General features: G+C 68.8%; 24 protein-coding genes. 10 read left to right on the forward strand and 14 right to left on the reverse strand.

Going from position 1 to position 25,738, the window contains the following annotated elements:
- Window positions 1–36: 36 nt before the first annotated feature.
- Window positions 37–1,068, forward strand: coding sequence for an FAD-dependent oxidoreductase (locus IG04_RS0122980; protein ID WP_051770461.1), 1,032 nt, complete (start codon window positions 37–39; stop codon window positions 1,066–1,068).
- Between the two features lie 56 nt (window positions 1,069–1,124).
- On the opposite strand, the gene IG04_RS0122985 is transcribed toward IG04_RS0122980, so the two are convergent.
- The 5 genes from IG04_RS0122985 to IG04_RS0123005 are packed head-to-tail and all read right to left on the reverse strand — an operon-like array spanning window position 1,125 to window position 8,251.
- A complete protein-coding gene (locus tag IG04_RS0122985) occupies window positions 1,125–3,839 on the reverse strand; it encodes an AbfB domain-containing protein (RefSeq protein WP_030478761.1) in 2,715 nt (904 codons plus the stop codon).
- A 7-nt stretch (window positions 3,840–3,846) separates the two neighbouring features.
- Complete coding sequence (locus tag IG04_RS0122990; RefSeq protein ID WP_030478762.1) at window positions 3,847–4,809, reverse strand: ABC transporter permease; 963 nt, start codon at window positions 4,807–4,809, stop codon at window positions 3,847–3,849.
- Window positions 4,806–5,750 (reverse strand): ABC transporter permease, encoded by a 945-nt coding sequence (locus tag IG04_RS0122995; RefSeq protein ID WP_030478763.1) that lies wholly within the window; start codon window positions 5,748–5,750, stop codon window positions 4,806–4,808. Before IG04_RS0122995 ends, IG04_RS0122990 begins: the two co-directional genes overlap by 4 nt.
- Entirely contained in the window at window positions 5,731–7,221 is a 1,491-nt protein-coding gene (locus IG04_RS0123000) for a sugar ABC transporter ATP-binding protein (protein WP_030478764.1), read from the reverse strand. The genes IG04_RS0122995 and IG04_RS0123000 overlap by 20 nt, the downstream gene beginning before the upstream one ends.
- A complete protein-coding gene (locus IG04_RS0123005; RefSeq protein WP_030478765.1) occupies window positions 7,211–8,251 on the reverse strand; it encodes an ABC transporter substrate-binding protein in 1,041 nt (346 codons plus the stop codon). Before IG04_RS0123005 ends, IG04_RS0123000 begins: the two co-directional genes overlap by 11 nt.
- A gap of 127 nt (window positions 8,252–8,378) precedes the next feature.
- Here IG04_RS0123005 and IG04_RS0123010 point away from each other — a divergent pair, with 127 nt between their 5' ends.
- Complete coding sequence (locus IG04_RS0123010) at window positions 8,379–9,365, forward strand: LacI family DNA-binding transcriptional regulator (RefSeq protein WP_030478766.1); 987 nt, start codon at window positions 8,379–8,381, stop codon at window positions 9,363–9,365.
- 37 nt (window positions 9,366–9,402) lie between these two features.
- Here IG04_RS0123010 and IG04_RS0123015 read toward each other — a convergent pair whose 3' ends face one another.
- The 4 genes from IG04_RS0123015 to IG04_RS44155 form a co-directional block, all read right to left on the reverse strand.
- Window positions 9,403–10,668, reverse strand: coding sequence for an alpha/beta hydrolase family protein (locus tag IG04_RS0123015; protein ID WP_030478767.1), 1,266 nt, complete (start codon window positions 10,666–10,668; stop codon window positions 9,403–9,405).
- Between the two features lie 11 nt (window positions 10,669–10,679).
- Entirely contained in the window at window positions 10,680–11,048 is a 369-nt protein-coding gene (locus tag IG04_RS0123020) for an STAS domain-containing protein (protein ID WP_159460450.1), read from the reverse strand.
- A gap of 74 nt (window positions 11,049–11,122) precedes the next feature.
- A complete protein-coding gene (locus IG04_RS0123025; protein ID WP_144065314.1) occupies window positions 11,123–12,031 on the reverse strand; it encodes a helix-turn-helix transcriptional regulator in 909 nt (302 codons plus the stop codon).
- 91 nt (window positions 12,032–12,122) lie between these two features.
- Complete coding sequence (locus IG04_RS44155) at window positions 12,123–12,992, reverse strand: SGNH/GDSL hydrolase family protein (protein ID WP_159460449.1); 870 nt, start codon at window positions 12,990–12,992, stop codon at window positions 12,123–12,125.
- Window positions 12,993–13,233: 241 nt separating this feature from the next.
- Here IG04_RS44155 and IG04_RS0123035 point away from each other — a divergent pair, with 241 nt between their 5' ends.
- Entirely contained in the window at window positions 13,234–13,842 is a 609-nt protein-coding gene (locus tag IG04_RS0123035) for a methyltransferase domain-containing protein (protein WP_211257795.1), read from the forward strand.
- A 9-nt stretch (window positions 13,843–13,851) separates the two neighbouring features.
- Here IG04_RS0123035 and IG04_RS0123040 read toward each other — a convergent pair whose 3' ends face one another.
- On the reverse strand, window positions 13,852–14,247 hold the full coding sequence (locus IG04_RS0123040) for a nuclear transport factor 2 family protein (RefSeq protein ID WP_030478772.1): 396 nt from the start codon (window positions 14,245–14,247) through the stop codon (window positions 13,852–13,854).
- Between the two features lie 58 nt (window positions 14,248–14,305).
- Here IG04_RS0123040 and IG04_RS0123045 point away from each other — a divergent pair, with 58 nt between their 5' ends.
- On the forward strand, window positions 14,306–14,878 hold the full coding sequence (locus IG04_RS0123045) for a PadR family transcriptional regulator (RefSeq protein ID WP_030478773.1): 573 nt from the start codon (window positions 14,306–14,308) through the stop codon (window positions 14,876–14,878).
- 15 nt (window positions 14,879–14,893) lie between these two features.
- Window positions 14,894–15,202, forward strand: coding sequence for a hypothetical protein (locus tag IG04_RS44160; protein WP_051770467.1), 309 nt, complete (start codon window positions 14,894–14,896; stop codon window positions 15,200–15,202).
- Here the strand turns inward: IG04_RS44160 and IG04_RS0123055 are convergent.
- Window positions 15,199–15,591 (reverse strand): GNAT family N-acetyltransferase, encoded by a 393-nt coding sequence (locus tag IG04_RS0123055; protein WP_051770469.1) that lies wholly within the window; start codon window positions 15,589–15,591, stop codon window positions 15,199–15,201. The genes IG04_RS44160 and IG04_RS0123055 overlap by 4 nt on opposite strands.
- Before the next feature lie 72 nt (window positions 15,592–15,663).
- Here IG04_RS0123055 and IG04_RS0123060 point away from each other — a divergent pair, with 72 nt between their 5' ends.
- The 4 genes from IG04_RS0123060 to IG04_RS0123075 all read left to right on the forward strand — a co-directional run bounded on the left by IG04_RS0123060 (window position 15,664) and on the right by IG04_RS0123075 (window position 20,070).
- On the forward strand, window positions 15,664–16,176 hold the full coding sequence (locus IG04_RS0123060) for a hypothetical protein (protein WP_051770470.1): 513 nt from the start codon (window positions 15,664–15,666) through the stop codon (window positions 16,174–16,176).
- Window positions 16,177–16,238: 62 nt separating this feature from the next.
- A complete protein-coding gene (locus IG04_RS0123065) occupies window positions 16,239–17,534 on the forward strand; it encodes a PepSY-associated TM helix domain-containing protein (protein WP_245816085.1) in 1,296 nt (431 codons plus the stop codon).
- A 130-nt stretch (window positions 17,535–17,664) separates the two neighbouring features.
- Entirely contained in the window at window positions 17,665–18,684 is a 1,020-nt protein-coding gene (locus tag IG04_RS0123070) for a YbaB/EbfC family nucleoid-associated protein (RefSeq protein ID WP_030478778.1), read from the forward strand.
- 54 nt (window positions 18,685–18,738) lie between these two features.
- Complete coding sequence (locus tag IG04_RS0123075) at window positions 18,739–20,070, forward strand: M28 family peptidase (protein WP_030478779.1); 1,332 nt, start codon at window positions 18,739–18,741, stop codon at window positions 20,068–20,070.
- Window positions 20,071–20,117: 47 nt separating this feature from the next.
- On the opposite strand, the gene IG04_RS0123080 is transcribed toward IG04_RS0123075, so the two are convergent.
- Window positions 20,118–20,978 carry a DUF5829 family protein gene (locus IG04_RS0123080; RefSeq protein WP_030478780.1) on the reverse strand — a complete coding sequence of 287 codons (861 nt, stop codon included), beginning with the start codon at window positions 20,976–20,978 and terminating at the stop codon, window positions 20,118–20,120.
- An 83-nt stretch (window positions 20,979–21,061) separates the two neighbouring features.
- On the opposite strand from IG04_RS0123080, the gene IG04_RS0123085 reads away from it, so the two are divergent.
- Window positions 21,062–22,126: a class I SAM-dependent methyltransferase gene (locus tag IG04_RS0123085; RefSeq protein WP_051770472.1), complete on the forward strand. Its 1,065-nt coding sequence runs from the start codon at window positions 21,062–21,064 to the stop codon at window positions 22,124–22,126.
- A 55-nt stretch (window positions 22,127–22,181) separates the two neighbouring features.
- Here IG04_RS0123085 and IG04_RS0123090 read toward each other — a convergent pair whose 3' ends face one another.
- Both IG04_RS0123090 and IG04_RS0123095 read right to left on the reverse strand, forming a co-directional pair.
- On the reverse strand, window positions 22,182–23,873 hold the full coding sequence (locus tag IG04_RS0123090; RefSeq protein ID WP_030478782.1) for a glycosyl hydrolase family 8: 1,692 nt from the start codon (window positions 23,871–23,873) through the stop codon (window positions 22,182–22,184).
- 117 nt (window positions 23,874–23,990) lie between these two features.
- Window positions 23,991–25,664, reverse strand: coding sequence for a glycosyl hydrolase family 8 (locus IG04_RS0123095; protein WP_030478783.1), 1,674 nt, complete (start codon window positions 25,662–25,664; stop codon window positions 23,991–23,993).
- Between the last annotated feature and the right edge of the window lie 74 nt (window positions 25,665–25,738).

Consider the following 25,738-nt stretch of genomic DNA (forward strand, 5'->3'; position numbering starts at 1 on the left):
GGAGGCGGCCCCGTGATCGGATCTAGCGTCGGCGGCATGGACACCGTGGACGTGCTCGTCGTCGGCGCCGGGCTGGCCGGCCTCAACACCGCGCGCCTGCTCGCCGAAGCAGGCCTCGACGTGGCCGTTTGTGAACGCAGGACGAGCCTGGAGACCGGCATCCGGACGACCGGGATCTTCGTCCGGCGCACCCTCGACGACTACGAGCTTCCGCACCTGGGCCCGGCGGTCCGGCGCGTGCTGCTCTACCCGCCGTCGGGCGAAAATCCGGTGGAACTCCTGAGCGCGCGCGACGAGTTCCGCGTGGGCGACATGGAAGGCATCTACGCCGCCGCGGTCAAGGACGCCGAACGGGCGGGTGCGCGGGTCAGCCTGAACTCCAGCTATCCGGCGAAGTCCACGAAGGCCCGCTTCACGATCGGCGCGGACGGCGCGCGGTCCACCGTCGCGAAGACCCTCGGCCTGGACGTCAACCGGCGGCTGATCACCGGCATCGAGGAGGTCTACCCGGTCCGCACCGGTTCGACGCCGACGTTCCACTGCGTGGTCGATCCGCGGCTCGCACCCGGTTACATCGCCTGGGTCATCGACGACGGCGAGCACGCGCACGTCGGGCTGGCGGGCCGTGCCGACCGGTTCACCGCGCCGCTCCCCCAGCTGCTGCAACGGTTCCGCGAGAGCTTCCCGACGCCGGAACCCATCGGCCCGGTGAAGCGCCGGGGCGGACCGATCCCGGTCGGCGGGCTGCTGCGCCGGATCGTGTCGCCACAGGGGTTGCTGGTCGGCGACGCCGCAGGCGCCGTCTCGCCGCTCACGGCGGGCGGGCTCGACCCGTGCATGCGGATGTCCGAGCTCGCTGCCTCGGTCACGTTCGACTACCTGCGCAGCGGCAACAGATACGTGCTGGAGCACTACGACGGCGCGGCGATGCGCCGCCGCTACCTGCTGCGGTCACAGCTGCGGCGCGGACTGTCGCTCGTCCGGGGGCCCGGTCTCGCCGAGTTCGCGTTCACACTGCTGCGCACGCCGCCGGGAAAGGCCGTGGCCAAGAGGATCCTGTTCAACTAGGGATCCACCGGGACGCGCGTTGAGCACGCGTCCCGGTGGACACAGCATGTTCTTCCCTACGGTGCCCAAGGTGAGCTAACGGCCCAGCTCACGTCCTGGTTGTACGAGGCAGGGTTGTCGTACGTGTGCGCGCCGCCGTTTGAGGCGACCCAAACCTCCTCCTGGTAATGCCGGATGTTGGTGCCGAGCTCGTTGACCGACTCCAGCCGCACGCCGCCACTCCCCTGCTGCGCACAGAAAGTCGCGTCACGCCGGAACAGGTCGGTGTTGTCGTTGGTGCCGAGCCGGACGCGGAAGTCCGCGTGCCGCAGGAACTGCCCGGGGATGTTGCGGGACTCGAGCGAGTAGCAGGTCGGGTCGGCGAGCCCGCGCCGGACGACGAACGTCGCGTCCGCCTTCGTCAGACCGTCGCTCGCGCTGGTCACGACATCCGTGCGTGCCAACGACTCCCGGTGGCGCAGGTAGCGGTCCGTGAAGCCGGGCGTGGTCACGCGGAACGAGCGGGCCTGGTCCAGCGGCAGGTCCGCACCGCTGTGCCACAACCCGGTCCCGACCGCCCACGTGGAGTCCGCGGCGAAGGAGTTCGCGGTGTCCCAGGGGTTCGGGCCACCGGAGCGCGCCAGGTAGACGCCCTCGTTGTAGTGCCGCACGAAGGAACCGCGCACGTTGAACGACTCCAGCGCGGTGCCGCCCGAACCTTCACGGGCGCAGAACGTCGCGTCGGCCGCGATCGTGCCGTTGTTCACGTCCACACGGATGCGGCCGTTGCTGTGCCTGAGGAACTGGCCAGGGAAGTTCCGCGACTCGAACGAGAGGCAGGCCGCGTCGGCGAGTCCGGGACGTGGGTGGAACGTGGCGTCCAGCCTGCCCAGGTCCGTGCCGATCACGTCGGTGCGGGCCAGCGCGTCCTGGTGGCGCAGGTAGCGGTTCGTGTAACCGGTCGTGGTGACGCGCAACGACACCACGTCGTCCGGGCTGACCGCCGTGCCGCGGGCGACCGCGAGCACCCTCTGGTTGACGTCCCGCACCCGCGACTCGGTCATCTTCAGTACACGCCGATCGTAGGTGTAGAAGCCGTTGACCTCGTTCTCCACGTCGTACGGCTCGGTGTAGACCATCGCGGAGAGGCCACGGGTGTGGATCAGCCGCTGGACCTGCTTGATGACCTCCTCGTAGCGCTTGGTCAGCGACTGCTCGTCCGGATACAGGGCGCCGTAGGCGAATCCGGCGCCGGGCTGGTACTCGTGGCCGACGACCCTGCGGCCGAGGCCACCGAACTCGCCGAGCATCGCGACCCGGTTGTTGTCCGGCGGACGGGTGTTGGCCGAGATCTGGTAATGGTGGTCGTCGATCACGTCGCCGTTGCCCGGGTCGGGATCAGAGACGCAGCAGTTGGAGCCCGAGTTGTGGTTGATCAGCCGGGTGTTGTCGATCGAGCGGATCAGGTTCACGATCCGGCCGGCGTCGTACTCGCCCCAACCCTCGTTGAACGGCACCCACTGCACGATCGACGTGATGCCCTTGAGCTGGTCGATCATCCGGCGCAGCTCGGACTCGAAGTTCGCGTGCGAGTTCGGCGCCTCGTCGATCGAGTCGACGGACGGCATGTCCTGCCAGACCATCAGGCCGAGCCGGTCGGCGTGGTAGAACCAGCGCGCCGGTTCGACCTTGATGTGCTTGCGGACCATGTTGAACCCCAGCGCCTTCTGGCGTTCGAGGTCGAACCGCAGCGCCTCGTCGGTCGGCGCGGTGTAGATGCCGTCCGGCCAGTAGCCCTGGTCGAGCGTGCCGCTCTGGAAAACGAACTTCCCGTTCAGCAACGGCCGCATGACGCCGCCGACCATCGCCTTGCCGAGCGAGCGCATGCCGAAGTAGCCCGTCACGGCGTCCCCGCCGGCCAGCGTCACGCGCAGGTCGTAGAGGAACGGGTCGTCCGGCGACCACAGCCGGGCGTTCGGCACCGGCACTCGCAGCGCACTACCGGTCGTGCCGGTCTGCCGGCCGACCACCTGCCCGCCGCTGAGCACCTCGGCGGTGACCGACTGGCCCGCGGTGCCCTGCACGACCAGGTCGAGCGCGCCCGCACCGACGTTCGGGGTGGTGTCGAGACGCGTGATGTTCGCCGCCCGCACCGGTTCCAGCCAGACCGTCTGCCAGATTCCGGACGCCGCGGTGTAGAAGATCCCGCTCGGGTCGCGGCGTTGCTTGCCGATCGGATAGCGGCTGCCGTCGACCGTCGAGGTGACGCCGACGATGATCTCGTTCGCGCCGCCCGTCAGCGCGGAGGTGATGTCGAACGAGAACGCGTCGAAGCCGCCGGTGTGCGTGCCGACCTGCCTGCCGTTGACCCAGACCCGCGTCTCCCAGGTCACCGCGCCGAAGTTGAGCTTGACCTGACGACCGTTCCAAGAGGACGGAACGGTGAAGGTTCGGCGGTAGAACATGTTGTCCTCGTGCCGTTTGATCCCCGACAGAGCGGACTCGATCGGGAACGGCACGAGGACGCCCTCGGCCAGTGGCCGGCCGATGGGCGGGTTGTTCAGGTTCGGTGCCCCGGCGAACTCCCAGACACCGTTGAGGTTCTGCCACTCCGGGCGCTGGAGTTGCGGTCGCGGGTACTCGGGCAGTGCATTGGCCGGCGACACCTGGGAGGTCCAGGGTGTCGAGAGCGGAGGGACTTTCGGTACCCACTCCGCGGCGTGCGCTGTTGGTGTCAGGAAGGTTGCTGTGATCAGGATCGAGACCAACACGCCCAGGACGCGTCTGGTCATGGCTCTCCTATCTTCGCAATATTCGCTGCAGGACAACGACGATGAGCAAGAACACGCCGCTGACCACCGACTGGTAGTTGCTGTCGAGCGTGCCGATCTGGTTGATGACGTTCTGGATGACCTTGATCAGGCCGACGCCGATCACGGTGCCGAGGATCGTGCCCATGCCACCGGTCAGCAGGGTTCCGCCGATGACGACGACCGCGATGGCGTCCAGTTCGAGGCCGACGCCGATGACCGTGACGCCCGACTGCAGATAGGCGGCGGTCAGCGCGCCGGCGAGACCCGCCAGCGTGCCGCTCATGGTGTAGACGAGGACCTTGGTCTTCGCGACGGGCACGCCCAGGAGGACCGCCGACTGTTCGGCACCGCCTGTCGCGAACACGTTCTGGCCGAAGCTGGTGCGGTTGAGGATCATGCCGCCCAGGACGGCGAGCACGGCCGCGACGAAGATCGGATAACCGAACCCGAACACCGTGCCGCGGCCCAGTTCGACGAACGCGCTGTCCCCCGGGATCTGGTAGGTGTTGGCGCCCTCGTCGGTGATCGCCAGCAGCAGCCCGCGGGCGAACAGCAACGACGCCAGCGTGACGATGAACGGCGCCATGTTCGTGCGGGCGATCAGCAGGCCGTTGACCAGGCCGATCAACCCGCACACCACCAGCGGCAGTGTGAGCGCTGCCAGGAACCCGTACTGCGAGCCCCAGGCCGCGAGCACGCCGCCGAGGGCGTAGAGCGAGCCGACGGACAGGTCGATGCCGCCGGTGATGATCACGAACGTCATGCCGATCGCGATCACGACGAGGAACGAGCCCTGCAGGGCGAGGTCACGCAGGTTGTCGAGGCTGCCGAAGCGCGGGAAGACCAGCCAGGACACCGCGACCATCAGCACGAGCGCGACGGCGGCGCCCTGGCGTTGCAGGACCTTCGTCCTCGCTGCCGCCTTGGGAACGGAAGAAGTGGTGATCATCGGCGCTCCCGTGCCACGTACACGGCTGCGATGATGATCGCGGCCTGGATCATCTGCGCGATCGAGTCCGGCAGGTTGTGCTTGATCAGGGTGGCCCGGACGAGCTGCATGAGGATCACACCGAACACCGTGCCGAGCACGCGGACCTTGCCCCCGGTGAGCGGGGTGCCGCCGACGACCACCGCGGTGATCGCGGACAGTTCCATGAGCAGGCCCATGTCCGCCGGGTCGCTGGCGGCGAGCCGGGAGGTGGCCAGCACGCCGGCGATCGCCGCGAGCACGCCGGTGATCGCGTAGACACCGATCAGCACCCGGTTGACCGGAAGTCCCGCGAGCGTGGCCGCCTTGCGGTTGCCACCGATCGCGACGAGCTGGCGCCCGAACGTGGTGCGGTTCGTGAGGCCCGCGACGACGAGCGCCAGCAGACCCGCGATCAGCACGCTGATCGGGATGCCGAGCACGTCACCGGTGCCGAGCTCCAGGAACGTCTCGTCGTGCAGCTGGACGAGCTGACCGTCCGCGATGACCAGCGCGAGGCCGCGTCCGCCGACCAGCAACGCGAGCGTGGCGACGATCGGCTGGATGCCGACCTTGGCAACGAGGAAACCGTTGAACGCTCCCGCCAGCACGCCGACGACGAGCGCCATCGTGATGGCCGTGAGCGGACCGGCGCCGAGGTAGAGCGGGATGATCGCGGCGGCCAGCGCCATCACCGCGCCGACGCTCAGGTCGACGCCCTCGGTGCCGATCACCAGCGCCATGCCGAGCGCGACGATCAGGACGGGCGCTGCCTGCACGAGCTGGGTCGTGAAGTTGCCCAGCGTCAGGAAGTTGGCCGTGAACAGGGCGTTGAACAGCAGCAGCACGGCAACGGCGACGTAGACACCGTTGTCCTGCAACCAGCGCGTCCGCGCCGCTGTTCTACTGGCGGTCAGCGTCATCCATCACCTCCGCCGCGATGGCCGCGAGCACGTGTTCACGGGTGAGCTGGTCTCCTTCGAGTTCGCCCGCGACCGAGCCGTCGCGCAGCACGACGAGCCGGTCGGCGCCGTCGAGCAGTTCGTCCAGTTCGGAGCTGATCAGCAGCACCGCCAGGCCCTCCCGCGCGAGTTCGTCGATCAGCGCCTGCACCTCGGCCTTGGCGCCGACGTCGATGCCGCGCGTCGGTTCGTCGAGGAGCAGGATCTTGGGTTCCGTGCACAACCACCTGGCCAGCAACACCTTCTGCTGGTTGCCGCCGGACAGTTCCGCGACCTTCTGCTCCGGGCTGGACACCTTGATGCGCAGGCGTTCGATGAACGTGTCCACGATCCGGTCCTGTTTGGACCGGCTGGTCACGCCGAACCGGCTGAGCCTCGGCAGTGCGGCCAGCACGATGTTCTCGCGCACGGACAGGTTCGGGATGATGCCCTCGGTCTTGCGGTCCTCGGCGAGCATGCTGATGCCCGCCTTCATCGACGCCTTCACGTTGTGCGCCACCGGTTTGCCGGCGACGAGCACCGTGCCGCCGTCGAGCGGGAGCGCACCGATGACCGCCTTCGCGGTCTCGGTGCGGCCCGAACCGAGCAGGCCGGCGAGACCGACGACCTCACCGGGCCGGATCGACACGCTGACCCCGCCGATGCGCGGCTTGCTCGTGAGGTCGCGAGCTTCCAGTACCGGCTGCGTGTCGGCATGATGGCCTTCACCGAACGCCGTGGTGCCGTGTTTCTCGATCTCCTTGACCGATCTGCCGAGCATCAGCGAGACCAGTTCGATGCGTGGAAGTTCTTTGAGGGGCCCACCGTGAACGTTCACACCGTCCCGCAGGACCGTGACGGTGTCGCAGATCCGGTACAGCTCGTCCATGCGGTGGCTGACGTAGATGATCGCGATACCCGCCTCGTGGAGCTTCTGCACGACGCCGAGCAGCGTCTCGACCTCGCGTGGTTCCAGCGACGACGTGGGCTCGTCCATGATCACGACGTCCGCGTCCGCCGCGACCGCCCTGGCGAGCGCGACCATCTGCTGCTCGCCGACCGCGAGCGTCCCGAGTGGACTGCTCACGTCCGCCGTGATGCCGTAGCCCCGCAACAGTTCCGCCGCGTCGGCGTCGCGGCGGGCGCGGTCGATCAGGCCGAACCGGTTGCGCGGCTCGCGGCCGAGGAACAGGTTGGCGGACACGCTCATCAACGGGACGAGGTTCACCTCCTGGTAGATCGTGGAGATGTGCCCGTTGCGGGTGACGGAACCGGCATCCGGGGTGTGGATGCCGGTCAGCACCTTGATCAGCGTCGACTTGCCGGCGCCGTTCTCCCCGACCAGCGCGTGGATCTCGCCGCGCTGGAGAGTGAAGTCCACGTCGCCGAGTGCCCGGACGCCGGCGAACGTCTTCGTCACGCCGGCGACCTCGATCACCGGATCAGTAGGCATTGCCGAGCTTCTGCGCCGCGTTCGTGGAGTCGTACTCGTCGTCGGAGATCACGATGGTCTGCGGGATCTCGTCGCCCTTGCCGAACTTCTCCAGCGTGTCGAACGCGAGCGGGCCGAAGCGCGGGTTGGACTCGACGACGGCGGTGTAGCTGCCGTCCGCGATGAGCTGCACGGCGTTGCGCGTGCCGTCGACGGACACGATCTTGACGTCCTTGCCCGGCTGCTTGCCGGCGGCCTTGAGAGCGGTGACGGCGCCGATGCCCATCTCGTCGTTCTCGGCGTAGACGGCGGTGATGTCCGGGTTGCTCTGGATCAGCTGCTCCATCACGGCCTGGCCCTTGGACCTGTCGAACTCGCCGGTCTGCTCGGCGACGACGGTGAGGCCGGGGGTGCCGGCGATGCCGTCCTTGAAGCCCTTGGTGCGGTCGACCGTGACGTTGTTGCCCGAGGCGCCGAGCAGGATCGCGACCTTGCCGGTGCCGCCGGTCGCCTTGATCATCTGCTGGGCGGCGCGTTTGCCCTGTTCGACGAAGTCGGAGCCGATGAACGTGAGGTAGTCGGTGCAGGGCTTCGACGTCACCTTGCGGTCGATCGTGATGACCGGCACCTGCTTGGCCCTGGCCGCGTCGAACGCGGGCTGCAGGCCGTCGGAGTTGAGCGGCGCCACGATCAGCAGCTTCGCCCCGCGGTCGATCAGCGACTTGATGTCGCTGATCTGCTTGTTCAGGTCGCTCTGCGCGTTCGTGTACAGCAGCTCGGCTCCCCGCTTCGCGGCCTCGTCCCTGATCGACTGCGTCTCGGCGGTGCGGAACGGGTTGGCTTCCTTCTCCGACTGGGAGAAGCCGACCATCGCGCCCTTGACGGCGACCTGCGGGTATCCGGTCGTGCTGCGCGCACAGCCGGGACCAGCGCTTTGGTTCTGCGCGGCAGACGCGGCGGGCCCTCCACTGGTCGCGGTCGTCGGGGTTTCTCTGCTGGTGCACCCCGTCACGAGCAAGGCTGCGACGGCGATGAGCAACATGCGAGACATCGTTGGCTCCTACACGGCGGGCTATGCGTGGACGCGCTCTCAGGCGCTAGATTTGCATCGTTGTTCCAACGATGTAAAGACCGAGGACTTCCCGGTACTTTTCCCGGTACTTTTTCTGGAGGCTGTGTTGGCCACGCTCAAGGACGTCGCTCGGCTGGCGGGCGTCTCGGTGAAGACCGTGTCGAACGTGGTCAACGGCTACTCGTTCGTGAAACCGGACAACCGCCGCCGCGTCGAGGAGGCGCTGGAGGCGACCGGTTACCGGCCGAACCTCGGCGCCCGCAACCTGCGCCGCGGCCGCACCGGTTTCATCGCCCTGGTCCTGCCCGAGCTCTCGATCCCCTACTTCGCCGAGCTCGCCGGCCTCGTCATCGCCGCCGCCCAGGACCACGAGTGGAACGTGCTCATCGAGCAGACGTTCGGCACCCTGGCCGGCGAACGTTCCGCGCTGGCCTCCCTGGGTCCGCACCTGGTCGACGCCGCGATCCTCAGCCCGGAGGCCCTGCAGGTGGACGACTTCCAGCTGCCGGTGCCCGCCGTCCTGCTGGGCGAGCACGCCGTCGACGTCCCGATCTCCCGCGTGGGCATCGACAACGTGGCCGCCGCCCAGGCCGCCGTCCGCCACCTGATCTCGCTGGGCCACCAGCGCATCGCCGCGATCGGCGCCCACCCCCACCGCGGCACCGCCGCGCTGCGCCTGGAGGGCTACCGCCTCGCACTGGCCGAAGCCTCGCTGCCGTTCGTCGACGAACTCGTCGTGCCCGCCCTGAACTACCACCGAGCGGACGGCGCCGCCGCGATGAGGTCGTTGCTGGACCTGCGCAACCCACCGGACGCCGTGTTCTGCTTCAACGACCTCCTGGCCATCGGCGCCATGCGAGCGGCCGGCGAACGTTTCGTGCGCGTGCCTCAGGACCTCGCCGTGGTCGGCTTCGACAACAACGAGGAAAGCGCCTACAGCTCCCCGTCACTCACGTCCGTCGCGCCCGACAAGGCCGCCATCGCCCAGGCCGCCGTCGACCTGCTGCACCGGCGCGTCGAGGCCGCCGACGTCCTCGAGAACGTCGAGACGCCGTTCTCCTTGCAGGTGAGGGAAAGTACCGTCGCCCGATGACCGGCCCACGTGCACCCGCATGGCCAGGTCACCATCATCAGGAAAGCGGACAGGTCGCCACATCGGCCGGCCGAGGCAAAGTCGCCGACCGAGGCGGCTCCACCCCGTCCAGCCACCGCTCCAAAGCCACGAACGCCGCCCGATGGCAAGGCGCAAGTGGCCGCAACCGATCCGGATAGGCATCCACAAGCCCATCCACGTGTGTCCCCTGCTCCACCCGGTAGTACCGATGCAACCGATCAGGCGTCATAGCCGCGTACACGTCCGAATCCTGGCTGATAGGCAGCAGCACGTCATAAGTCCCATGCACGGTCAGCAAAGGCCGCTTCACCTTCCCGGTCAAGGCGACCGGAGACACCGCAGGCCCGGCAACGCGACGCCGCGCCGCATACGAGTAGTCCGCGTCGCAGGAAGGGGTGCCAGGAGCGCAGAAAGGCACCCCGGCCTCCAGGTCCCCGTCGAACCCCGGATCGAACTCCTCGCGGTAGATGCGTTGGGTGAGATCCCAGTAGTAGCGGTAGTGGTAGTCCCACAGGAATTCCGTGCCGGCCGGAAAGCCCGCCGCGACCATCGCCTCGTGCGCGCCCGGTTCGCCTGCCAGGTAGGCCGGGTAGGCGCGGAGGACGGGTGGCAGGAACGTCAGGGGGTTCGGGCCCTTGACCGTCCACAGTGTCCCCTCCCAGTCGACGCCGCCGTCGTAGAGGTGCGGGCGGTTCTCCAGTTGCCAGCGGACCAGGTAGCCGCCGTTGGAGATGCCGGTGGCGATGGTCCGGCGTGGGGTCCGGCCGTAGCGTTGGGAGACAACGGACTTCGCCGCGATGGTGAGCTGGGTGAAGCGGTGGTTCCACTCCTCCATCGCGCGGCCGTCGCGGTAGAACCGGGCTCCGGTGTTGCCCTTGTCCGTTGAGGCGAAGGCGTAGCCGCGGGAGAGGACCCAGTCGGAGATCGCGCGGTCGTTGGCGTACTGCTCGCGGACGCCCGGTGCGCCGGTGACGACCAGGCCGCCGTTCCAGCGGTCGGGCAGTCTGACCACGAACTCGGAGTCGTGCCAGCCGTGGTTGGTGTTGGTGCGCGAGGTGTCCGGGAAGTAGCCGTCGATCTGGATGCCAGGGACCGCGGCGGGGACGGGCAGGGCGGTGCTCGTGAGGCCCGCCCAGTCGGCCGGGTCGGTGTGGCCGGTGGCGGTGAGGCCGGTCGTGGTGAGGTCGGTCAGGCGGGCGAGTTGCTGGTGTTCGGCGCCGGGGACCGTCATCGCGGACGTCGGCGGGGTCAGCGCGAGTACCAGTACCAGCGGGAGCAACATAGCTGGTCAAGCTAGTTGCAGGGGCTCGGCGGCGACATGGTTGTCTCCCACACAAGGCCCGCTTTGAAGGTGGTGAAGCCGAACAGGTCCAGCACCCGGCGGACCCGGGGCTGGGTGTTGTGCACGCTGAACGACTTGCCGTTGCGGTGGGCCGCGCAGAGCAGGAGCAGCAGGGTGCGCAGGCCGCCCGCGGACATGAACGTCACCTCGGCCAGGTCGACCGAGACGCGGTCGGTGGTGGTGTCGGTGACGCCGGGCAGCACGGCGGCGAAGAACACGTCGCAGGTCGTCATGTCCATCTCGCCCTGGCAGGTGGCCACGAAGCGGGTGCCGGAGCGTTGTGTCCGCACGGTGAACGGACTGGTCTCGCAGGCGGTCATGAACCACTTCACCGCACTGCGAGCGCGGACGATAGCAGCGGAAACGAAGTCCGCGACCGGGAAAACGAAGCGCCCTAGCCTGACCGCAGGGTCTTCGACGGCAGGACGTCGTACGCGGCGCGGTAGTGCGCGGCGAAGACGCTCGGACGGGCGTATCCCCATCGGGCCGCGATCTCGGTGACAGAACCGTTGCCAGCCCTCAGATCCTCGTGGGCGCATGACAGACGCACGCCCCGGAGGTAGGCCATCGGTGTCGTGGCGAGGTGGCGGCGGAAGGCGAGTTGCAACGCCCGGATGGACACGCGAGCCGCACGCGCTATGTCGGCGGCGGAGATGTCGATCTCGGCGTTGTCCTCGATGAACGTGACCGCACGGCGCAGGCTCTTCGGGTGCGCGTCACGCCGGTCACCACACGTCGGCGCGGCGTGTGTGGTGTTCGGGAACGCGGCGAGGGTGGTGCTCACCAGCAGGCGAGTCGCATTCGCCATCACCAATGGGTTGTCGCCGAAGTGCGGCAGCACCTCGTCACGCAGATGCACGCAGGTGGACCACCACACCGCCGCGACCCGGGACGAGACCGGCCGGAAACCGGAGAACCGGACACCGTCGGCCACCTCGTCGATCACCGACTGGGTCAGCGTCACCGTCGACAGCAGCGGGTCGAAGATCGCCCCGATGAAGGAACTTTCGGGTGGTGCGCACAGGAACACGTCACCGGGCATCCAGTATCGGTCCTCGCCACCGGAACGGTAGTAGACCATCCCGGCGCCCGTGTGCCCGAAGACGAAGTTGTTCATCGGGTCGACGCTGACTTCCAGCGCGATGCGCCCGTACAGCTCGTCGAACCGGATGTGCCCGTGTATTCGTGACGACATCCGCATGTGAGGGTGCTCGATGCCGGCGTTGAGACGCATGTGGCCGTAAGCCGCGTTCAACAACTCGTGCACGGCATCCAAGTCCGCCACCTCGACGACCCGTTCCACGTGCTGCACGATCCTCGTCCGTTCAGCCGGTGTCCATCGCCAAGACGGCTGCTTCCGCTCACCCGGTGGACAGGCGGAAGCAGCCGGCACCCTAGGCCCGGACGAGCGAGGCCAGCGCGGTCTGTCCCTGCTGGTTCGGGTGGAACACGGCCTCCGGCCCCTCCTGGCCGGGCGCCAGCGCGTCGAATCCACGCAGGAACGGCGTGCCCGACTCGCACAGCGCGTGACCCTCGAACGTGCCGGGACGGGAGAACGGGCTGGCGTAAGTGGCGTGGACGCCCTTGTGCGTCGCCTTGGCCACGGCGGTGCGGAGGGTGGCGTCGATGCCGTCGGCCACCTGGTTGCCCTGGCTGCGCTCCGCGGCGGTCAGGATGCCCTCACCGCAGATCGGGTCGAGCGTGGCGCCGGGCGGGTTGTCCGAAGCGGATACCTGGCGGCCGTAGCCCACGACGACCACTCGCGCGTGCGGGCTGCGCTTGCGGATCTCGGTGAGCAGGGCGGTGACGTTGCTGCCCATCTGCGGCAGCCTGGCCAGGATCGCCTCGGTCGGGGCACCCGTGCAGTCCGCCTGGATGCAGATACCGCCGTACGTCGCGTAGCCGATGTCGTTGGTGCCGACGGTGAGCAGCACCAGGTCGGTGCTGCGCCGCAGGGCGTCCAGCTGGGCCGGACGGTCCTTGAACGGGCGGGAGAAGTCCGCGGTGGCGGCGCCGCTGCAGCTCACGTTGGTGAACGAGCCGAGCCGGCCGGCCGCGCGCAGGCCGGCAGCCACCTGTTCGCCGTAGGAGTTGTTGCTGCGCCAGCAGTTGCCGGCGGTTCCGTCCTGGTAGGACCCCGCGCCGGTGCCGGAGGCGTACGAGTCACCGAGCACCACGAGCGACGTGGAGCGAGCCGCGCCGGCCGCGGGAGCAATCCCCAAAGCAGCCAGAACCGCTGTGAGGACGACGATCGTTCTTTTCACCAGACCCCCGATGTTGATGTCATTGCCGCTCCATGGTGCCCGAACGACCACCTCGTGCGCCGCCGAACGCGACACTGCGGGATCTTCAGCGCAAAGCTCCCCATGCGAGGCTTGGATTACCCCGCCGACGTTCCGGGTCGCCCTAGGGCGTGTCCCGTAAGTCTCGTCCGCGATAGTCGCGGCCGAGGGCCCCGGAGGCGGCACCGCCGCAACGCCCGAATACGCCCGGTATGAGGCCGTCTTGGAGTTCGCGATCGGCACGGGCCGCATCGCGTTGCCCCTCAGGGAATCCGGTGTCGAGGTGGACGGCGTCGAGCTCTCCCCCGACATGGTCGCGCGCATGCGGGAGAAACCCGGCGGCGACGACGTCGACGTGGTCATGGGCGACATGTCCAGCGTCGGCACCGGGCGCACGTATCCGTTGGTGTACCTGGTCTACAACACGATCACCAACCTGCTCACCCAGGACGACCAGGTGCGGTGCTTCGAGAACGCCGCGCGCCACCTCACCGCGGACGGTGTGTTCGTGATCGAGTGCGGTGTGCCGAGCTGGGCTGCGCGGCAACGTCATCAGTTCATCGACGTGGAGGCCGTCGAGGTCGACCACGTCGAGCTGGACGTCAACCGCTACGACCCGGTCACCCAGCTGCTCGACGAGAACCACGTGCACATCGGCGCGGACGGCATCCGGTTCGGCGCGATCCGGCAGCGGCTGTCCTACCCGTCGGAGTTCGACCTCATGGCGCGGATCGCGGGACTGCGGCTGCGCGAGCGGCACGGCGGCTGGAACGGCGAGCCGTTCGTCGCCGACAGCAGGCGGCACGTGAGCGTGTACGAAAGATCCGCGTGACGTTCCGCGTCAGGAGTTGAACGCCTCCAGCGCCTCGGCCTTGATCTGCTCGAACTGGGCGGCCATCGCCTCGGACAGGGCCTGGGCGCCGGACAGCGGGCGCACCATGACGGTGAACTCGTCGATCAGCCCGTCCTCGTCGAGGTGCAGGAAGTCGCATCCCTGGATCTCCTTGCCGCCCACCTCGGTCCGGAACACCAGCGCGTGGTTCCGGCCGTCGATGATCTCGCGTTCGTAGCGGAAGTTCTCGAACACCCGCATGACGCCGCGCAGGATCGCCGCGGTGATCGGCTTGCCGGGGTACGGCGTGAACGCGACAGGGCTGGTGAACACGACGTTGTCGGCCAGGCACGCCGCCATCGCCTCGGTGTCCCGTGCTTCGACCGCCTTGCGGAATGCGTTCACAGCGACGCCCTCACATACTCAACTTGTTGACTAGGTCGATGCACCGTAACCTGCTGCTATGTCGCTGCGCAACGCCGTGATGGCGGCCCTGCTCGACGGGGAGTCGTCCGGCTACGACCTGGCCAAGGCGTTCGACGCGTCGGTGGCGAACTTCTGGATCTGCACGCCGCAGCAGCTCTACCGGGAGCTGGACCGCATGGAGACGGACGGGCTGATCGTCGCCAGGACGGTCGAGCAGGAACGCCGGCCGAACAAGCGCCTGTTCTCGCTCACCGAGCAGGGCCGTGAGGAGCTGACGGGGTTCACGGCCGGGCCGCACAAGCCCACCGCGATCCGCGACGAACTGCTGGTGGCGGTACTGGCGGCGGACTCCGGTGACGTCGAGGGGGTGCTGGCCTCGATCCGCGAACGCAAGCAGTGGGCCGAGGCGAAGGTCGCGCGCTACGAACGACTCAGGGCCAAGTTGCTCGACGGCCGTTCGGAGGAGGACTTTCTGGCCACCGCCGAACGGGTCGGGCCGTACCTGACTTTGTTGCGCGGCTTGTCGTTCGAGCGGGACAACGTGCGGTGGTGTGCCAGGAGCCTCACCGTGCTGGAGCGGCGTGGTGCCCGGCTCGACGCGCCGGGGTGAGGTTGAATCGGGTCCATGAACGGCATTTCGCTCTTGCAGGAGGCACTCAGCGCGCCCGCGGCAGAGGCGCGCAACCGGTTCGCGGGGCGGCTCAACGGCTACCTCGACGGGTCCGATGTCGTGCACGCCGTGCGGTTGCAGGGCTGGCTCGGGCTGGAGGTGCCGGGCCCCGGCTGTCACGTCGGCACCGGCAGCTGGGACTTCACCCGCTTCAAGGCGACCACGTCACCGGTGACGTGCGGGCGCTGCCGTTCCGCCGGGCTGCTCACCAGCTCGTTCACCGGAGGCCCGCACCAGCAGACGCTGGACCTGGAAGGGATCTAGAGCGCGGCGCGGTTGCGCAGCCCCATCCCCGTCAGCGCGGTCATGCCCAGGCGCTCGTAGTACGGCCGCAACGCGTCGTCGCACGTGAGGTCCACCGAGTACAGGTGCGCGGCCTCGGCCACGATGCGCCGCATCAGCTCCGTGCCGATGCCCTGGCCCTGGAACTCCGGCCGCACCTCCAGCCACGGGACGAACGCGGTCAGCACGCCGTCGCTGATCATGTTCACGAAGCCGACGACGTCGTCCGGTGAACGCGCGATCACCACGCGATAGCTTCCGCGCAGCACGGCGAGGTGCTGGGCCGGTGACGGCGGGGTGGGCCAGCCCACGAAGAACCCGGCGAGGTCGGCCTCGGTCAGTCCGTTGAGATCGGTGCGGTACGAGATCACCGCTGCATTGAACCGTTCCTCCCGGACATCCGTAGGGTGGTTTCTACCAATTCGGTCGCTAAGCTGCTGGTCATGACCCTGCCGACTGCTCCGCTGCGCCGTGCGCGCTGTGCTGCCGCCGGCATCGTCAACGGGACGCTCGCGGTTGTCGCGCACTCCAGCGCGGACGGCCGGTTACCCGACGCCGGGCTGGTCCTCTCGCTGGTCGCGCTGCTCACGTGGGCGACGGCCGGGTTCGCCCGGCACGAGCTGACCTGGCGAAAACTGCTCCTGCTGATCGGCGGCGGACAGCTCGCGATGCACGTCCTGGTATCACTCGCGGCGTTCCGGCACACGCACGAAGCCGAACCGGCGCGCATGATCGCCTCGCACGTCGTGGCCACGGCACTGACGGTCGTCGTGCTCGCCGTCGCGGAACGGTCCGTCCTCGCGCTCGCCCGCGCGGTCACGTCCGCACTCCCCCGCAGGCTCACCGTCCTGCCCGCCACCGCACCCCTGGTCGTCGCCACGCCTTCGCTCGCGCCGACCGCGATCGTCTTCCTGACCGTGCTGTCGTGGCGCGGTCCTCCGGCTGAACAGGCCTGAATCCCCTTCACAGGGCCGCTCACCGAGCGGTCCTGCCCCTGTTCACGCCCATTGGGAGCACCATGACCACCACAGCCGCTCCGTCACGCACGTCGTTCGCGTGGCGGGGACTCTTCCTGCGCCTGCACTTCTACGCCGGCGTGCTCGTCGGCCCGTTCATCCTGATCGCCGCGCTGACCGGCGTGCTCTACGCCCTGACACCGCAACTGGAGTCCTGGGTCTACTCCGATCAGCTCCGCGTTCCCGCTACCGCGCAACAACTTCCGCTGTCCCAGCAGGTCGACGCCGCGCTCGCGACCTCACCCCGGGGCGAGCTCGTCGCGGTCCGGCCCGCCCCCGAACCCGGTGCCACGACCCGCGTCCTGTTCTCCGAGAAGGGACTGGGCGAGTCCGAACGGCGGGCGGTCTTCGTCGACCCCGGCACCGGACGCGTCACCGGTGATCTCGTGGTCTACGGGTCGAGCGGTGTGCTGCCGCTGCGCACGACGCTCGACCAGTTGCACCGCAACCTGATGCTCGGCGAACCCGGCCGCCTCTACAGCGAACTCGCCGCCTCCTGGCTGTGGGTGGTCGCGCTGGGCGGCCTGGTCCTGTGGATCTCCCGGGCACGCAACAGCAAGCGCATCCGGACGCACGGGCTGATCGGCGTGTGGGTGCTGGCCGGCGCGTTGTTCCTGTCCGCCACCGGTCTCACGTGGTCGGCCTACGCGGGCGAGAACGTCGCCATGCTGCGCACCGCGGTCGGCTGGTCCACGCCGACGCTGACGATGCCCGGCGCCGGCGAGAGCCACGGTGACCACGGTTCGAGCACCTCGCCCTCCGGTGGGCACGGCGAGATCGACACGGTGTCCGCCATCGCGAAGCTGTCCGGCATCGACGCGAACGCGGTCGAGATCAGTCTGCCCGCCGTCCCGGACGGTGCCTGGAAGGTGGCCGAGATCGAGAAGGGCCTGCCCACCCAGAACGACTCCGTCGCGGTCCACGGCGGCGAGGTGGTCGGTTCGCTGAAGTTCGCCGACTTCCCGCTGGGTGCGAAGCTGACGAGGTGGGGCATCGACGCGCACATGGGCTTGCTGTTCGGCTGGCCCAACCAGTTGCTGCTGTTGCTCGTCGGCGGCGGACTGGTCGCTTCGGTCGTGCTCGGTTACCGCATGTGGTGGAAGCGCAGGCCCACGACCGGCTTCGGCCGCCCGGCCCCGCGTGGCCAGTGGCGCAGGGCCCCGCGCGGAGCGTTGATCGGGCTCGGCCTCGGCACGCTGCTCGCAGGGTGGTTCCTGCCGCTGCTCGGGGTCAGCCTGGTGATCTTCCTGGCCGTCGACGTGCTGCTCGGAAGGCGGGCGAAAACGGCGGACTCCTGACCGTCCACAGTGGACAAGGCTTGCCTGATCTGGACATTTACGGCATATTAATGGCCAGGTGCGCCGGGAAGCCTGGTCGGCTCGCACGCCACACCACCGTGGCGGCGGAGAGCTGACGAGGAGCGCCCACATGACGCTCATTCCCCATGCGATCCCTCTGATCAACGATCCCCAGGTCGTCCAGGCGCTCGCCGCCCGATGGCGCCGTACCAGGACGTTGCTCCTGCTTTCGGCCGGTGTCCTGCCCGTCGCCATCGGCATCGTGTGCATCGTGCTCGCCGGGATGACGTCGGCCGGGCAGCGCATCATGCCGTGGTGGTCGGCCATTCCGGCGGTCGCCGCGGCGGCGTGCGCGTGGGCGTTGCTGACCTGGTTGCGGCGCAACGGGTTGAGCGATCCGCACTCGTGGCTGCCCGCCACCACCCTGATGACGGGCGCGCAGCTCGTGCTCGGTGTGCTGCCGGGCTCGGGCATCGCGTTGCGGCTCAGTCCCGGCGCGGCGATCGCGGTGAAGGCGTTGTGCGCCGCCGGAGTGCTCGGCGCCGGATCCGCCAGCGCACTCGCCCGGCTGGCCCACCGATCACTGCTCTCGGCTCCCGTCCTCGAACTCGGGTCGACCGCGTTCCCGCTCGTGCTGGACAGCAGCGGCGCACGCGTGGTGATCGGCACGGATCGCGTCGACTGGACCACGCGCACGGGCGCGCGGGTCGACGCCGGGGTCTCGTTCGTGCGCATCCTCAGCGTGACAGCGCATTCGCACGCGATCACGCTGCACACCACGTCCGGCTCGTGGACGGTTCCCGTGGCGGATCCGGCGACCGCGCAGGCGTTGCTGCGCCGCCGGATCACGTGGTGGGAGGAGCGCCGTGACGCGGCCGCCGAACGCGAGCAGCGCCGTTACCTCGACCTGGTCAAGCTGCTCGCGGTCGTGAGCGGTGAGGGCACGCGCGGCGGCATCAGCGTGACGGTCGACTCGAACGGCCTCACGACGGGCATCGCGCTGAGCCCCGAGGTGCGCGAGCTCGAACCGGAACTGCTCGCGGCGCAGCTGATGGCGTGCGTGCAGAAGGCGAGGGCGGACGCGCGCAGGCAGGTTCAGGATCTGGTGCTCGACCACGCCGGCGACCAGATGGTGAAAGCCAGCCACTAGTCGCTTGTCCCGCGCCCGTCGACCTGCATACCTTCGCCCGGAGAACTTCCGGAGATGGGGGACGACTTGCGCAGACGTGACTTCTTCGCGGCGGCGGCCGGGGTGGCCGCCGTCGTGGCCAACCCCGCGAGCGCGCTCGCGGCCAACGAGCAGCGGCCGGGCGCCTCGCACCTGCCGGACCTCGACCTCGGCGATTTCCCGGTCGTGGCAAGGGTCCGTGCTCGCAAGGCGCTGGAGCACCTCAAGGTCCTGAGTGACGGGATCGGGCCGCGCATCGGCGGCACCGCGTCGGAGCACCGGGCGCGTGACTACCTCGTCCGCGAGCTCAAGGCGCTGCGGTACCAGGTGACGACGCAGCCGTTCACCGTGCCGGACAAGTACCTCGCCGACGTCAACGGCGGCTGGCAGGCCGGCGCCTCGCGCTTCGGCTCCCTCGGCGTCACCGTCAAGGCCCCGTTCGTCGAGGTCGTCGACGGGCAGCTGCCCGATCTCACCGGCAAGATCGCGTTCTACGTCAACGCTCCCGCCGGCTCCGCGCCGACGCACGCGGCGATCGAACGCGGTGCGGTGGCGGTGGTCCTCGGCCGGATCTCCGCGACGGCGAACAAGTCCAGTGCCTTCTCCCCCGCGCTCGACCGCAACGTCACCGTGCCGGTCATCGGCCTCGCCCAGGTGCACACGGAGAAGCTGCGCGCGCAGGGCTCCGGCGAGCTGACGATCAGCACCATCCACCACCCGAACCTCACGTCCTACAACGTGATCGCGGACCGGCCGGCGACGTTCCCGTGGCGTGACAACGGGGTCGTGATGGTCACCGCGCACTACGACAGCGTGCCGGGCTCACCGGGCGCCAACGACGACGGCAGCGGCACGGTCCTCTGCCTCGAACTGGCCCGCGTGCTGCGGTACCTGCCCACGCACAAGGCGCTGCGGTTCGCGTTGTGGGGTTCGGAGGAGCAGGGCCTGCTCGGGTCACGGCACTACGTCTCGCAGCTTCCGCCGGAGGAGATCGCGCGGATCAAGGGCGTGTTCCAGAACGACATGGTCGCCACCAGCCACGACCCGGCCACGGCGTACTGGCTGCTGTCGGTGGACGGCGCCGACAACGCCACGACGGCCGGGGTCCGCGCCGCGGCACAGCGGCTCGGCTACGACCCGAGGGTGCACGGGCCGGTGGCGCGCGGGTCGAGCGACCACGTGCCGTTCCACGAGAAGGGCATGGCGTCGGCGAACTTCAGCTGGCGCGGCGAGGGCGGGCCGGCGCAGCTGGAGCCGATCTACCACACCCCGGAGGACACGATCCGCGACAACATCAGCCTGGACCGGCTGCAGGTGTCACTGGAGCTGATCGGGGCGGCGGCGTACCGGCTCGCAGCCCAGAAGTAGGTGGTGCGCCCCGACCAGCGACACCCCAGTTCGTTCGGACTGGGGTGTCAGAAAGTCCAGACCGCTCGCTTGCCCGGACCCACCACCAGCGTGGACGAGCCCAGCTTCTCGACGTGCCGCGCGGCCGCGCGGTTGAGCTCGAACTCGACGCGCTTGAGCCCGGTCTGCCCCAGCGGCACCTCGTCGAACCGCATCGTGGTGCCGCCACGGGTGGCCACGACCGTGCCGGGGTCGGTCCGCAGCGTGAAGCCGCCGGCGCGCAGCAACGGCACGGTGTCGGCCAGGTCCGAGGCGGTGACTGCGAGGCGGACGAGCGTGACGTCGCGCATCAGCCTGTTCTCGTACGCGTCCGGCAGGTAGCGCTCACGTGTCACGTCGCCGGGGAACCGGGCGGGCCCCACTTTGCTGCGGGGATCGTTCAGGTACTCGTCGCGGTACTCCATGGCCCAGGCGCCGAACTTCTCGTACTTTTCGATCAGGAACAGCGAGTCGAACCACGGCACGGGCTTGCCGTCGCCGAAGTCGCGGGTCTGCAGGAAGTCGATCGGCTTCTGTCCCGCGGCGCGCAGCCGGGCGCCGAGCTTGTTGATGTCACCGTCGCGCTCGGTGGAGAGCCCCAGACCGGCGGAGCCCGGTTCGCCGTCCTGGCCCGGCACGTCGCCCGGCCCGAACACCTCCAGGTAGGTCTCGCGGCCGCGCAGGTAGCGCCCCGTCCAGACCCTGCCGTCCGCGCCGGTCGTCGTGCGCACCTCGAAGTCCGCGAAGTCCCTGAGGTAGCGCGAGTGCTCGACCGCGTCCGCGGTGGCTCGATCGAGCGTTCCCCATGCGTGGTTGTAGTACAACAACTGCCGCGCTCCCGCCAATGCCGGTCCCGCACCCGACACGACCAGAACTGCGGCCAAGATCATGCAAGACACCCGTCGGACACCCATACATTCGATCATAAAACGGACACGCTCGAGCCAGACTCAAGCCAGACGAGGGGAACCCCGTGCTCGACACCGCCCGATGGACGGTTCTAGCCCCGCTGCTGCAGGCCGCCACCGCCGGCCGCGACCTGCTGGACGACACGATCCGCAGGCTCACCCCGGCCGCCGTCGCCGCGGAGGTCCTGCGCGAGATCGGCGAGCACGACGTGCGCCTGGACCTGAGCTTCGACGGCCAGACCACCACCCACCTGTGCACGGACGCCGAAGTGGTGATCACGCTCGACCTGGCCGACGCCGTCCGCGGTCTCTACGGCACCGGCAGTCGGCCCTGGCCGAGCCTCGCCGTCACCACCCCGGACCCCGATCTCGACGAACGCGGGATCGCCGGGTGGTTCCAGGACCGCAAGGGCGTCGCGCAGTCCGTCCAGGAACTCCTGTCCGCGCTCAAGCCCGGCCACCGAGACCTGGGCGAGCTGGCCGTGGAGCACGGCTCGGACAAGTGGGGAGACCTGCACTGGTACACGCAGCACTACGAACGCCACTTCGCCCACATGCGCGACGAACCCGTACGGCTACTGGAGATCGGCATCGGCGGCTACGACGACCCGGACCGCGGCGGTGGCTCACTGCGGATGTGGCAGCGGTACTTCCGGCGTGGCCTCGTGCACGGCCTCGACATCGCGCGCAAGAACGTCATCGGCCCGCGGATCATGACCGTGCTGGGCGACCAGTCCGACGCCGGGTTCCTCGACCGGATGGGCCGCGAGCTCGGACCGTTCGACGTGGTCATCGACGACGGCAGCCACCTCAACGAGCACGTGCGAACCTCGTTCCACGCGCTGTTTCCGCACGTCCGCGCGGGCGGCCTCTACGTCGTGGAGGACCTGCAGACCGCGTACTGGCCGAGCTGGGGCGGCCATCCCGAGGCGACCGCCGGCACGTCGATGGGGATGCTCAAGTCCTTTGTGGACGGCCTGAACCAGGCCGAGGTCCGGGATCCGCGCGGCGAGGGCTCCTACCTGGAGCGCAACATCAGCGGGATCTCGTTCCACCACAACATCGCGTTCGTCGAGAAAGGACTGAACGCTGAGGAGGGCGGGCCGGCGTTCCTGCGCACCCTGATCTAGCTTGCGGAAAACCGCCCTGTCGCCGCATTCAGCGCGGCGACAGGACGGAACCGGGCTACGGGATCCAGTGGTTGCCGGACACCGTGATCATCACCTGGAGCTGGATGCTCGCACCGAAGTACGTGTTCGTGTTGACCGGCGCGTTCAGCATCTTGTTCCACAACGCGTCCAGCCACGCCTGGCTGCCCGCGTCCGTCGTGGCCGCGACCGCGAACGGCGCGAAGAACGCCGCGTCGCTGCCGCTCGCGATCTGGGTGCCGCCCAGCGAGTAGCCGACCGCGATCTTGTTCGGGTCACCGCCGGTCTTGCTCTTGATCCACGAGTTCATCTTGCGGGCCGCCGCCAGCGACCTGCCGTCACCGGTCAGCGCGGCGTCCGCACCGATGCGCCACGGGTCGCGGCACGCGTTGTACCAGTACTTGCCGTCGGTGTCGGACCGTTCGAGCATCTTGCCGACCGCGGGCTTCACCGTGGAGTTGGTGTCCTGCACGAAGTCCGGCAGCAGGCCGGTGCTCGACGCGTACTGCGACTGCAGGGTGGCGATCACGTCCTGGTGCTTGGTGCGGATCGTGTCCCACGCCGAGTCGCCGGTGGCCTTGCGGAACGCCCGGAAGTGGTCGGACATCCAGTCGGAGGAGCGGGAGCCGTAGTAGTGCCTGCTGTTGCTCGAAGTGGACCAGTCGCCCATCAGCAGCAGGTTCGTGTTCGGGTTGACCAGGCTCTTCTTGATCGCGTTGATGTTCCTGATCGCGAGCTGCTTGTAGTTGTACGTGCCACTGCTGCCCCACTGCCGGTCGGCCAGCAGCAGGCCGTAGGCGGTGTCCATGTCGCCGTCGGTCGCGCTGTCGCTGCCGTTGACGCTCTGACAGGAAGGATCCTGCTCGGCGGCCAGCAGGTCGGGGTTGTTGACGGACGGGTGCGCGAGCTTGTACTTCAGCAGGCCGTCGAAGATCTTCTTCGCGTCCGGGTCCGCGCCCGCCATCTGCGCGGTGATCACCATGCCGTAGCCCTGCGCCTCGGCGACGTACGGGTGGTCGGCGTCCGGCGAGATGATCTGGTACCAGCCGTTGCCGCAGTTCTGCTTGACGAACGCGGCCTTCCACCTCTGGTAGTACTCGACGATCTTGGCGTCCATAGTGGACGTGCTGCCGGACGGCCGCAGGATGCCGGCCGCGTACGGGGTCTGCCTGCTGCCGAACGGGTAGCCGAGGCCGGTCGACGGCGGAGTCGTCGTGGTCGTGGGCGGAGTGGTCGTCGTGGGCGGGGTGCCGTCACCGACTCCGTAGACCTCGAACTCCCACAACGAGTAGCCGTACGTCGTGCCGCGGGCCATGCCATAAACACGGACATATCGCCCGGAACCGGACACCGTCAAGTCGTCGATGCCACCGTCGCCGGCGCTGGTCGAGTACACGTCGGACCAGGCGGAGCCGTCAGGAGAGGTCTGCACGCGGTACGACCTGGCGTACGCGGCCTCCCAGTTCAGCTTCACCCGACTGATCGCGTGCGCCGAGCCGAGGTCGACCCGCAGCCACTCCGGGTCGTGCCCTTCCACCGACGCCCAACGGGTCGACGTACTTCCGTCGACCGCTTTGGCTGCCTCGAATCCCGGCCCCTCAAGGGAAGAGGCCGTCACCGCCTTGCCGCGGGAGACCAGTGGGTCCGCCGCCGATGCGATGGTCGTTCCCGCGACGAGGAGGCCGAGCACGAGCCCGGCCGCCCCGATCGCCGTCGTTCTGCCGCCCACGACCGCCTCCAGCAATTAGTTAACAAAGCTGTCAATGCGAGTGGTTGGCGACGGTATGCAGGTCAGACCTCGTCAACAAGAGGTGCAGACCTTTGTTGCGCGATCGAACAGTGCTGGTCAGGGAACCCAGTGGTTGCCCGTGACCGTGATCATCACCTGGAGCTGGATGCTCGCCGAGAAGTAGCTGCCGCCGTCGATCGGCGTCTGCAGCATCCTGGTCCACAACGCGTCCAGCCACGCCTGACTGCCCGGATCGGTCGTCGCCGCCACCGCGAACGGCGCGAAGAACGCGGCGGCGCTGCCACCGGAGAGCTGCGTGCCATTGAGCTGGTAGCCGATCGCGATGTTGCCGGGGTTGTTGCCCGCCTTGGACTTCACCCACGTGTTGAGCTTGCGGGAGGCCGCGAGCGACTGGGAGTCACCGCTGGTCACCGCGTCCGCGCCGATGCGCCACGGCACGCGGCAGGCGTTCCAGTAGTACTTGCCGTCGTTCACGCTCTCCAGCACCTGCCCGGCCGGCGGGCGCGGGGAGGAGTTCGTGTTCTCCACGAAGTCCGGCAGCAGACCGGTGTTCGGCGCGTAGTTCCGCTGCAGCTGCCCGATGAGGTTCTGGTGCGCGGCGCGGATCGTGTCCCACGCCGAGTCACCCGTCGCCTTCCGGAACGCCCGGAAGTGGTCGACCATCCAGTCCGACGACCGCGAGAGGTAGTAGTACTGGTCGCCCGCACTGGACCAGTCGCCCAGCTTGAGCAGGTTCGTCGACGGGTTCACCTCGCTGGCCTTGATCGCGTTGATGTGCCGGATCGCCAGCTGCTTGTAGTTGTGAGTGCCGGTGCTGCCCCACTGCCGGTCGGCGAGCAGCAGCCCGTAGGCCACGTCCATGTCGCCGTCCGTGGCGCCGTCACCGCCGTTGACGCTGCGGCAGTTCACGTCCTGCTCGGCCGCGAGGAGATCGCGGTTGATCGAGGACGGGTGGTCGATCTTCCACTTCACCAGGCCGTCGAAGATCTTCCGCGCGTCCGGGTCGGCCCCGGCCATCTGCGCGGCGATCACCATGCCGTAGCCCTGCGCCTCGGCGACGTACGGGTGGTCGGCGTCCGGCGAGATCACCTGGTACCAGCCGTTGCCGCAGTTCTGCCGCACGAACGCGGACTTCCAGCGCTGGTAGTAGTCCACCACCGCGGCGTCCAGAGTGGACGTCGCGCCGGAGGGCCGCAGGATGCCCGCCGCGTAGGGGGTCTTCCTGCTGCCGAACGCATAACCGAGGCCGTTCGAGGGCGGAGTGGTCGTGGTCGTCGGCGGGTTGCCGCCGGCCACGCCGTAGACCTCGAGCTCCCACAGCGAGTAGCCCCACTGCGTGCCACGAGCCGTGCTGAGAACCCGCACATACCGCCCGGAACCGGACACCGTCAAGTCGTCGACGCCTCCGTCACCGGCGCCGGTCGAGAAGACGTCCGTCCAAACCGAGTCGTCGGGAGAGGTCTGCACGCGATAGGACCTGGCGTACGCGGCCTCCCAGTTCAGCCGCACCCGGCTGACCGCGTGCGCCGAGCCGAGGTCGACCCGGATCCACTCGGAGTCACTGCCCTCCGCCGAGGCCCACCGGGTCGTTGTGCTGCCGTCCACGGCTTTCGCCGCCTCCAGCCCGGCACCCTCGACAGAGGACGCCACGACCGCCTTGCCCTGCGACACCAGCGGGTCCGCGGCCGTCGCACTGGTCGTCCCCGCCACCAGGAGACCGATCACGAGCCCGGCCGCGCTCACCGCCGCCACTGCCGATCGTCTGTCCACAACCACCTCCACCCAATAGTTAACAAACCTGCCTAAAAGGGCGATCGCGGCGACCATAGGCGGGTCTGCCCACT

Source organism: Lentzea albidocapillata (genome assembly GCF_000719115.1).
Taxonomy (GTDB): domain Bacteria; phylum Actinomycetota; class Actinomycetes; order Mycobacteriales; family Pseudonocardiaceae; genus Lentzea; species Lentzea albidocapillata.

What these genes read in the sequence shown, in the direction of transcription:
- IG04_RS0122980 (WP_051770461.1), top strand. Translation starts at nt 37, where the DNA reads ATGGACACCGTGGACGTGCTCGTCGTCGGCGCCGGGCTGGCCGGCCTC.
- IG04_RS0122985 (WP_030478761.1), bottom strand. Translation starts at nt 3,839, where the DNA reads ATGACCAGACGCGTCCTGGGCGTGTTGGTCTCGATCCTGATCACAGCA.
- IG04_RS0122990 (WP_030478762.1), bottom strand. Translation starts at nt 4,809, where the DNA reads ATGATCACCACTTCTTCCGTTCCCAAGGCGGCAGCGAGGACGAAGGTC.
- IG04_RS0122995 (WP_030478763.1), bottom strand. Translation starts at nt 5,750, where the DNA reads ATGACGCTGACCGCCAGTAGAACAGCGGCGCGGACGCGCTGGTTGCAG.
- IG04_RS0123000 (WP_030478764.1), bottom strand. Translation starts at nt 7,221, where the DNA reads ATGCCTACTGATCCGGTGATCGAGGTCGCCGGCGTGACGAAGACGTTC.
- IG04_RS0123005 (WP_030478765.1), bottom strand. Translation starts at nt 8,251, where the DNA reads ATGTCTCGCATGTTGCTCATCGCCGTCGCAGCCTTGCTCGTGACGGGG.
- IG04_RS0123015 (WP_030478767.1), bottom strand. Translation starts at nt 10,668, where the DNA reads ATGTTGCTCCCGCTGGTACTGGTACTCGCGCTGACCCCGCCGACGTCC.
- IG04_RS0123020 (WP_159460450.1), bottom strand. Translation starts at nt 11,048, where the DNA reads ATGACCGCCTGCGAGACCAGTCCGTTCACCGTGCGGACACAACGCTCC.
- IG04_RS0123045 (WP_030478773.1), top strand. Translation starts at nt 14,306, where the DNA reads ATGTCGCTGCGCAACGCCGTGATGGCGGCCCTGCTCGACGGGGAGTCG.
- IG04_RS44160 (WP_051770467.1), top strand. Translation starts at nt 14,894, where the DNA reads ATGAACGGCATTTCGCTCTTGCAGGAGGCACTCAGCGCGCCCGCGGCA.
- IG04_RS0123060 (WP_051770470.1), top strand. Translation starts at nt 15,664, where the DNA reads ATGACCCTGCCGACTGCTCCGCTGCGCCGTGCGCGCTGTGCTGCCGCC.
- IG04_RS0123065 (WP_245816085.1), top strand. Translation starts at nt 16,239, where the DNA reads ATGACCACCACAGCCGCTCCGTCACGCACGTCGTTCGCGTGGCGGGGA.
- IG04_RS0123070 (WP_030478778.1), top strand. Translation starts at nt 17,665, where the DNA reads ATGACGCTCATTCCCCATGCGATCCCTCTGATCAACGATCCCCAGGTC.
- IG04_RS0123075 (WP_030478779.1), top strand. Translation starts at nt 18,739, where the DNA reads ATGGGGGACGACTTGCGCAGACGTGACTTCTTCGCGGCGGCGGCCGGG.
- IG04_RS0123080 (WP_030478780.1), bottom strand. Translation starts at nt 20,978, where the DNA reads ATGATCTTGGCCGCAGTTCTGGTCGTGTCGGGTGCGGGACCGGCATTG.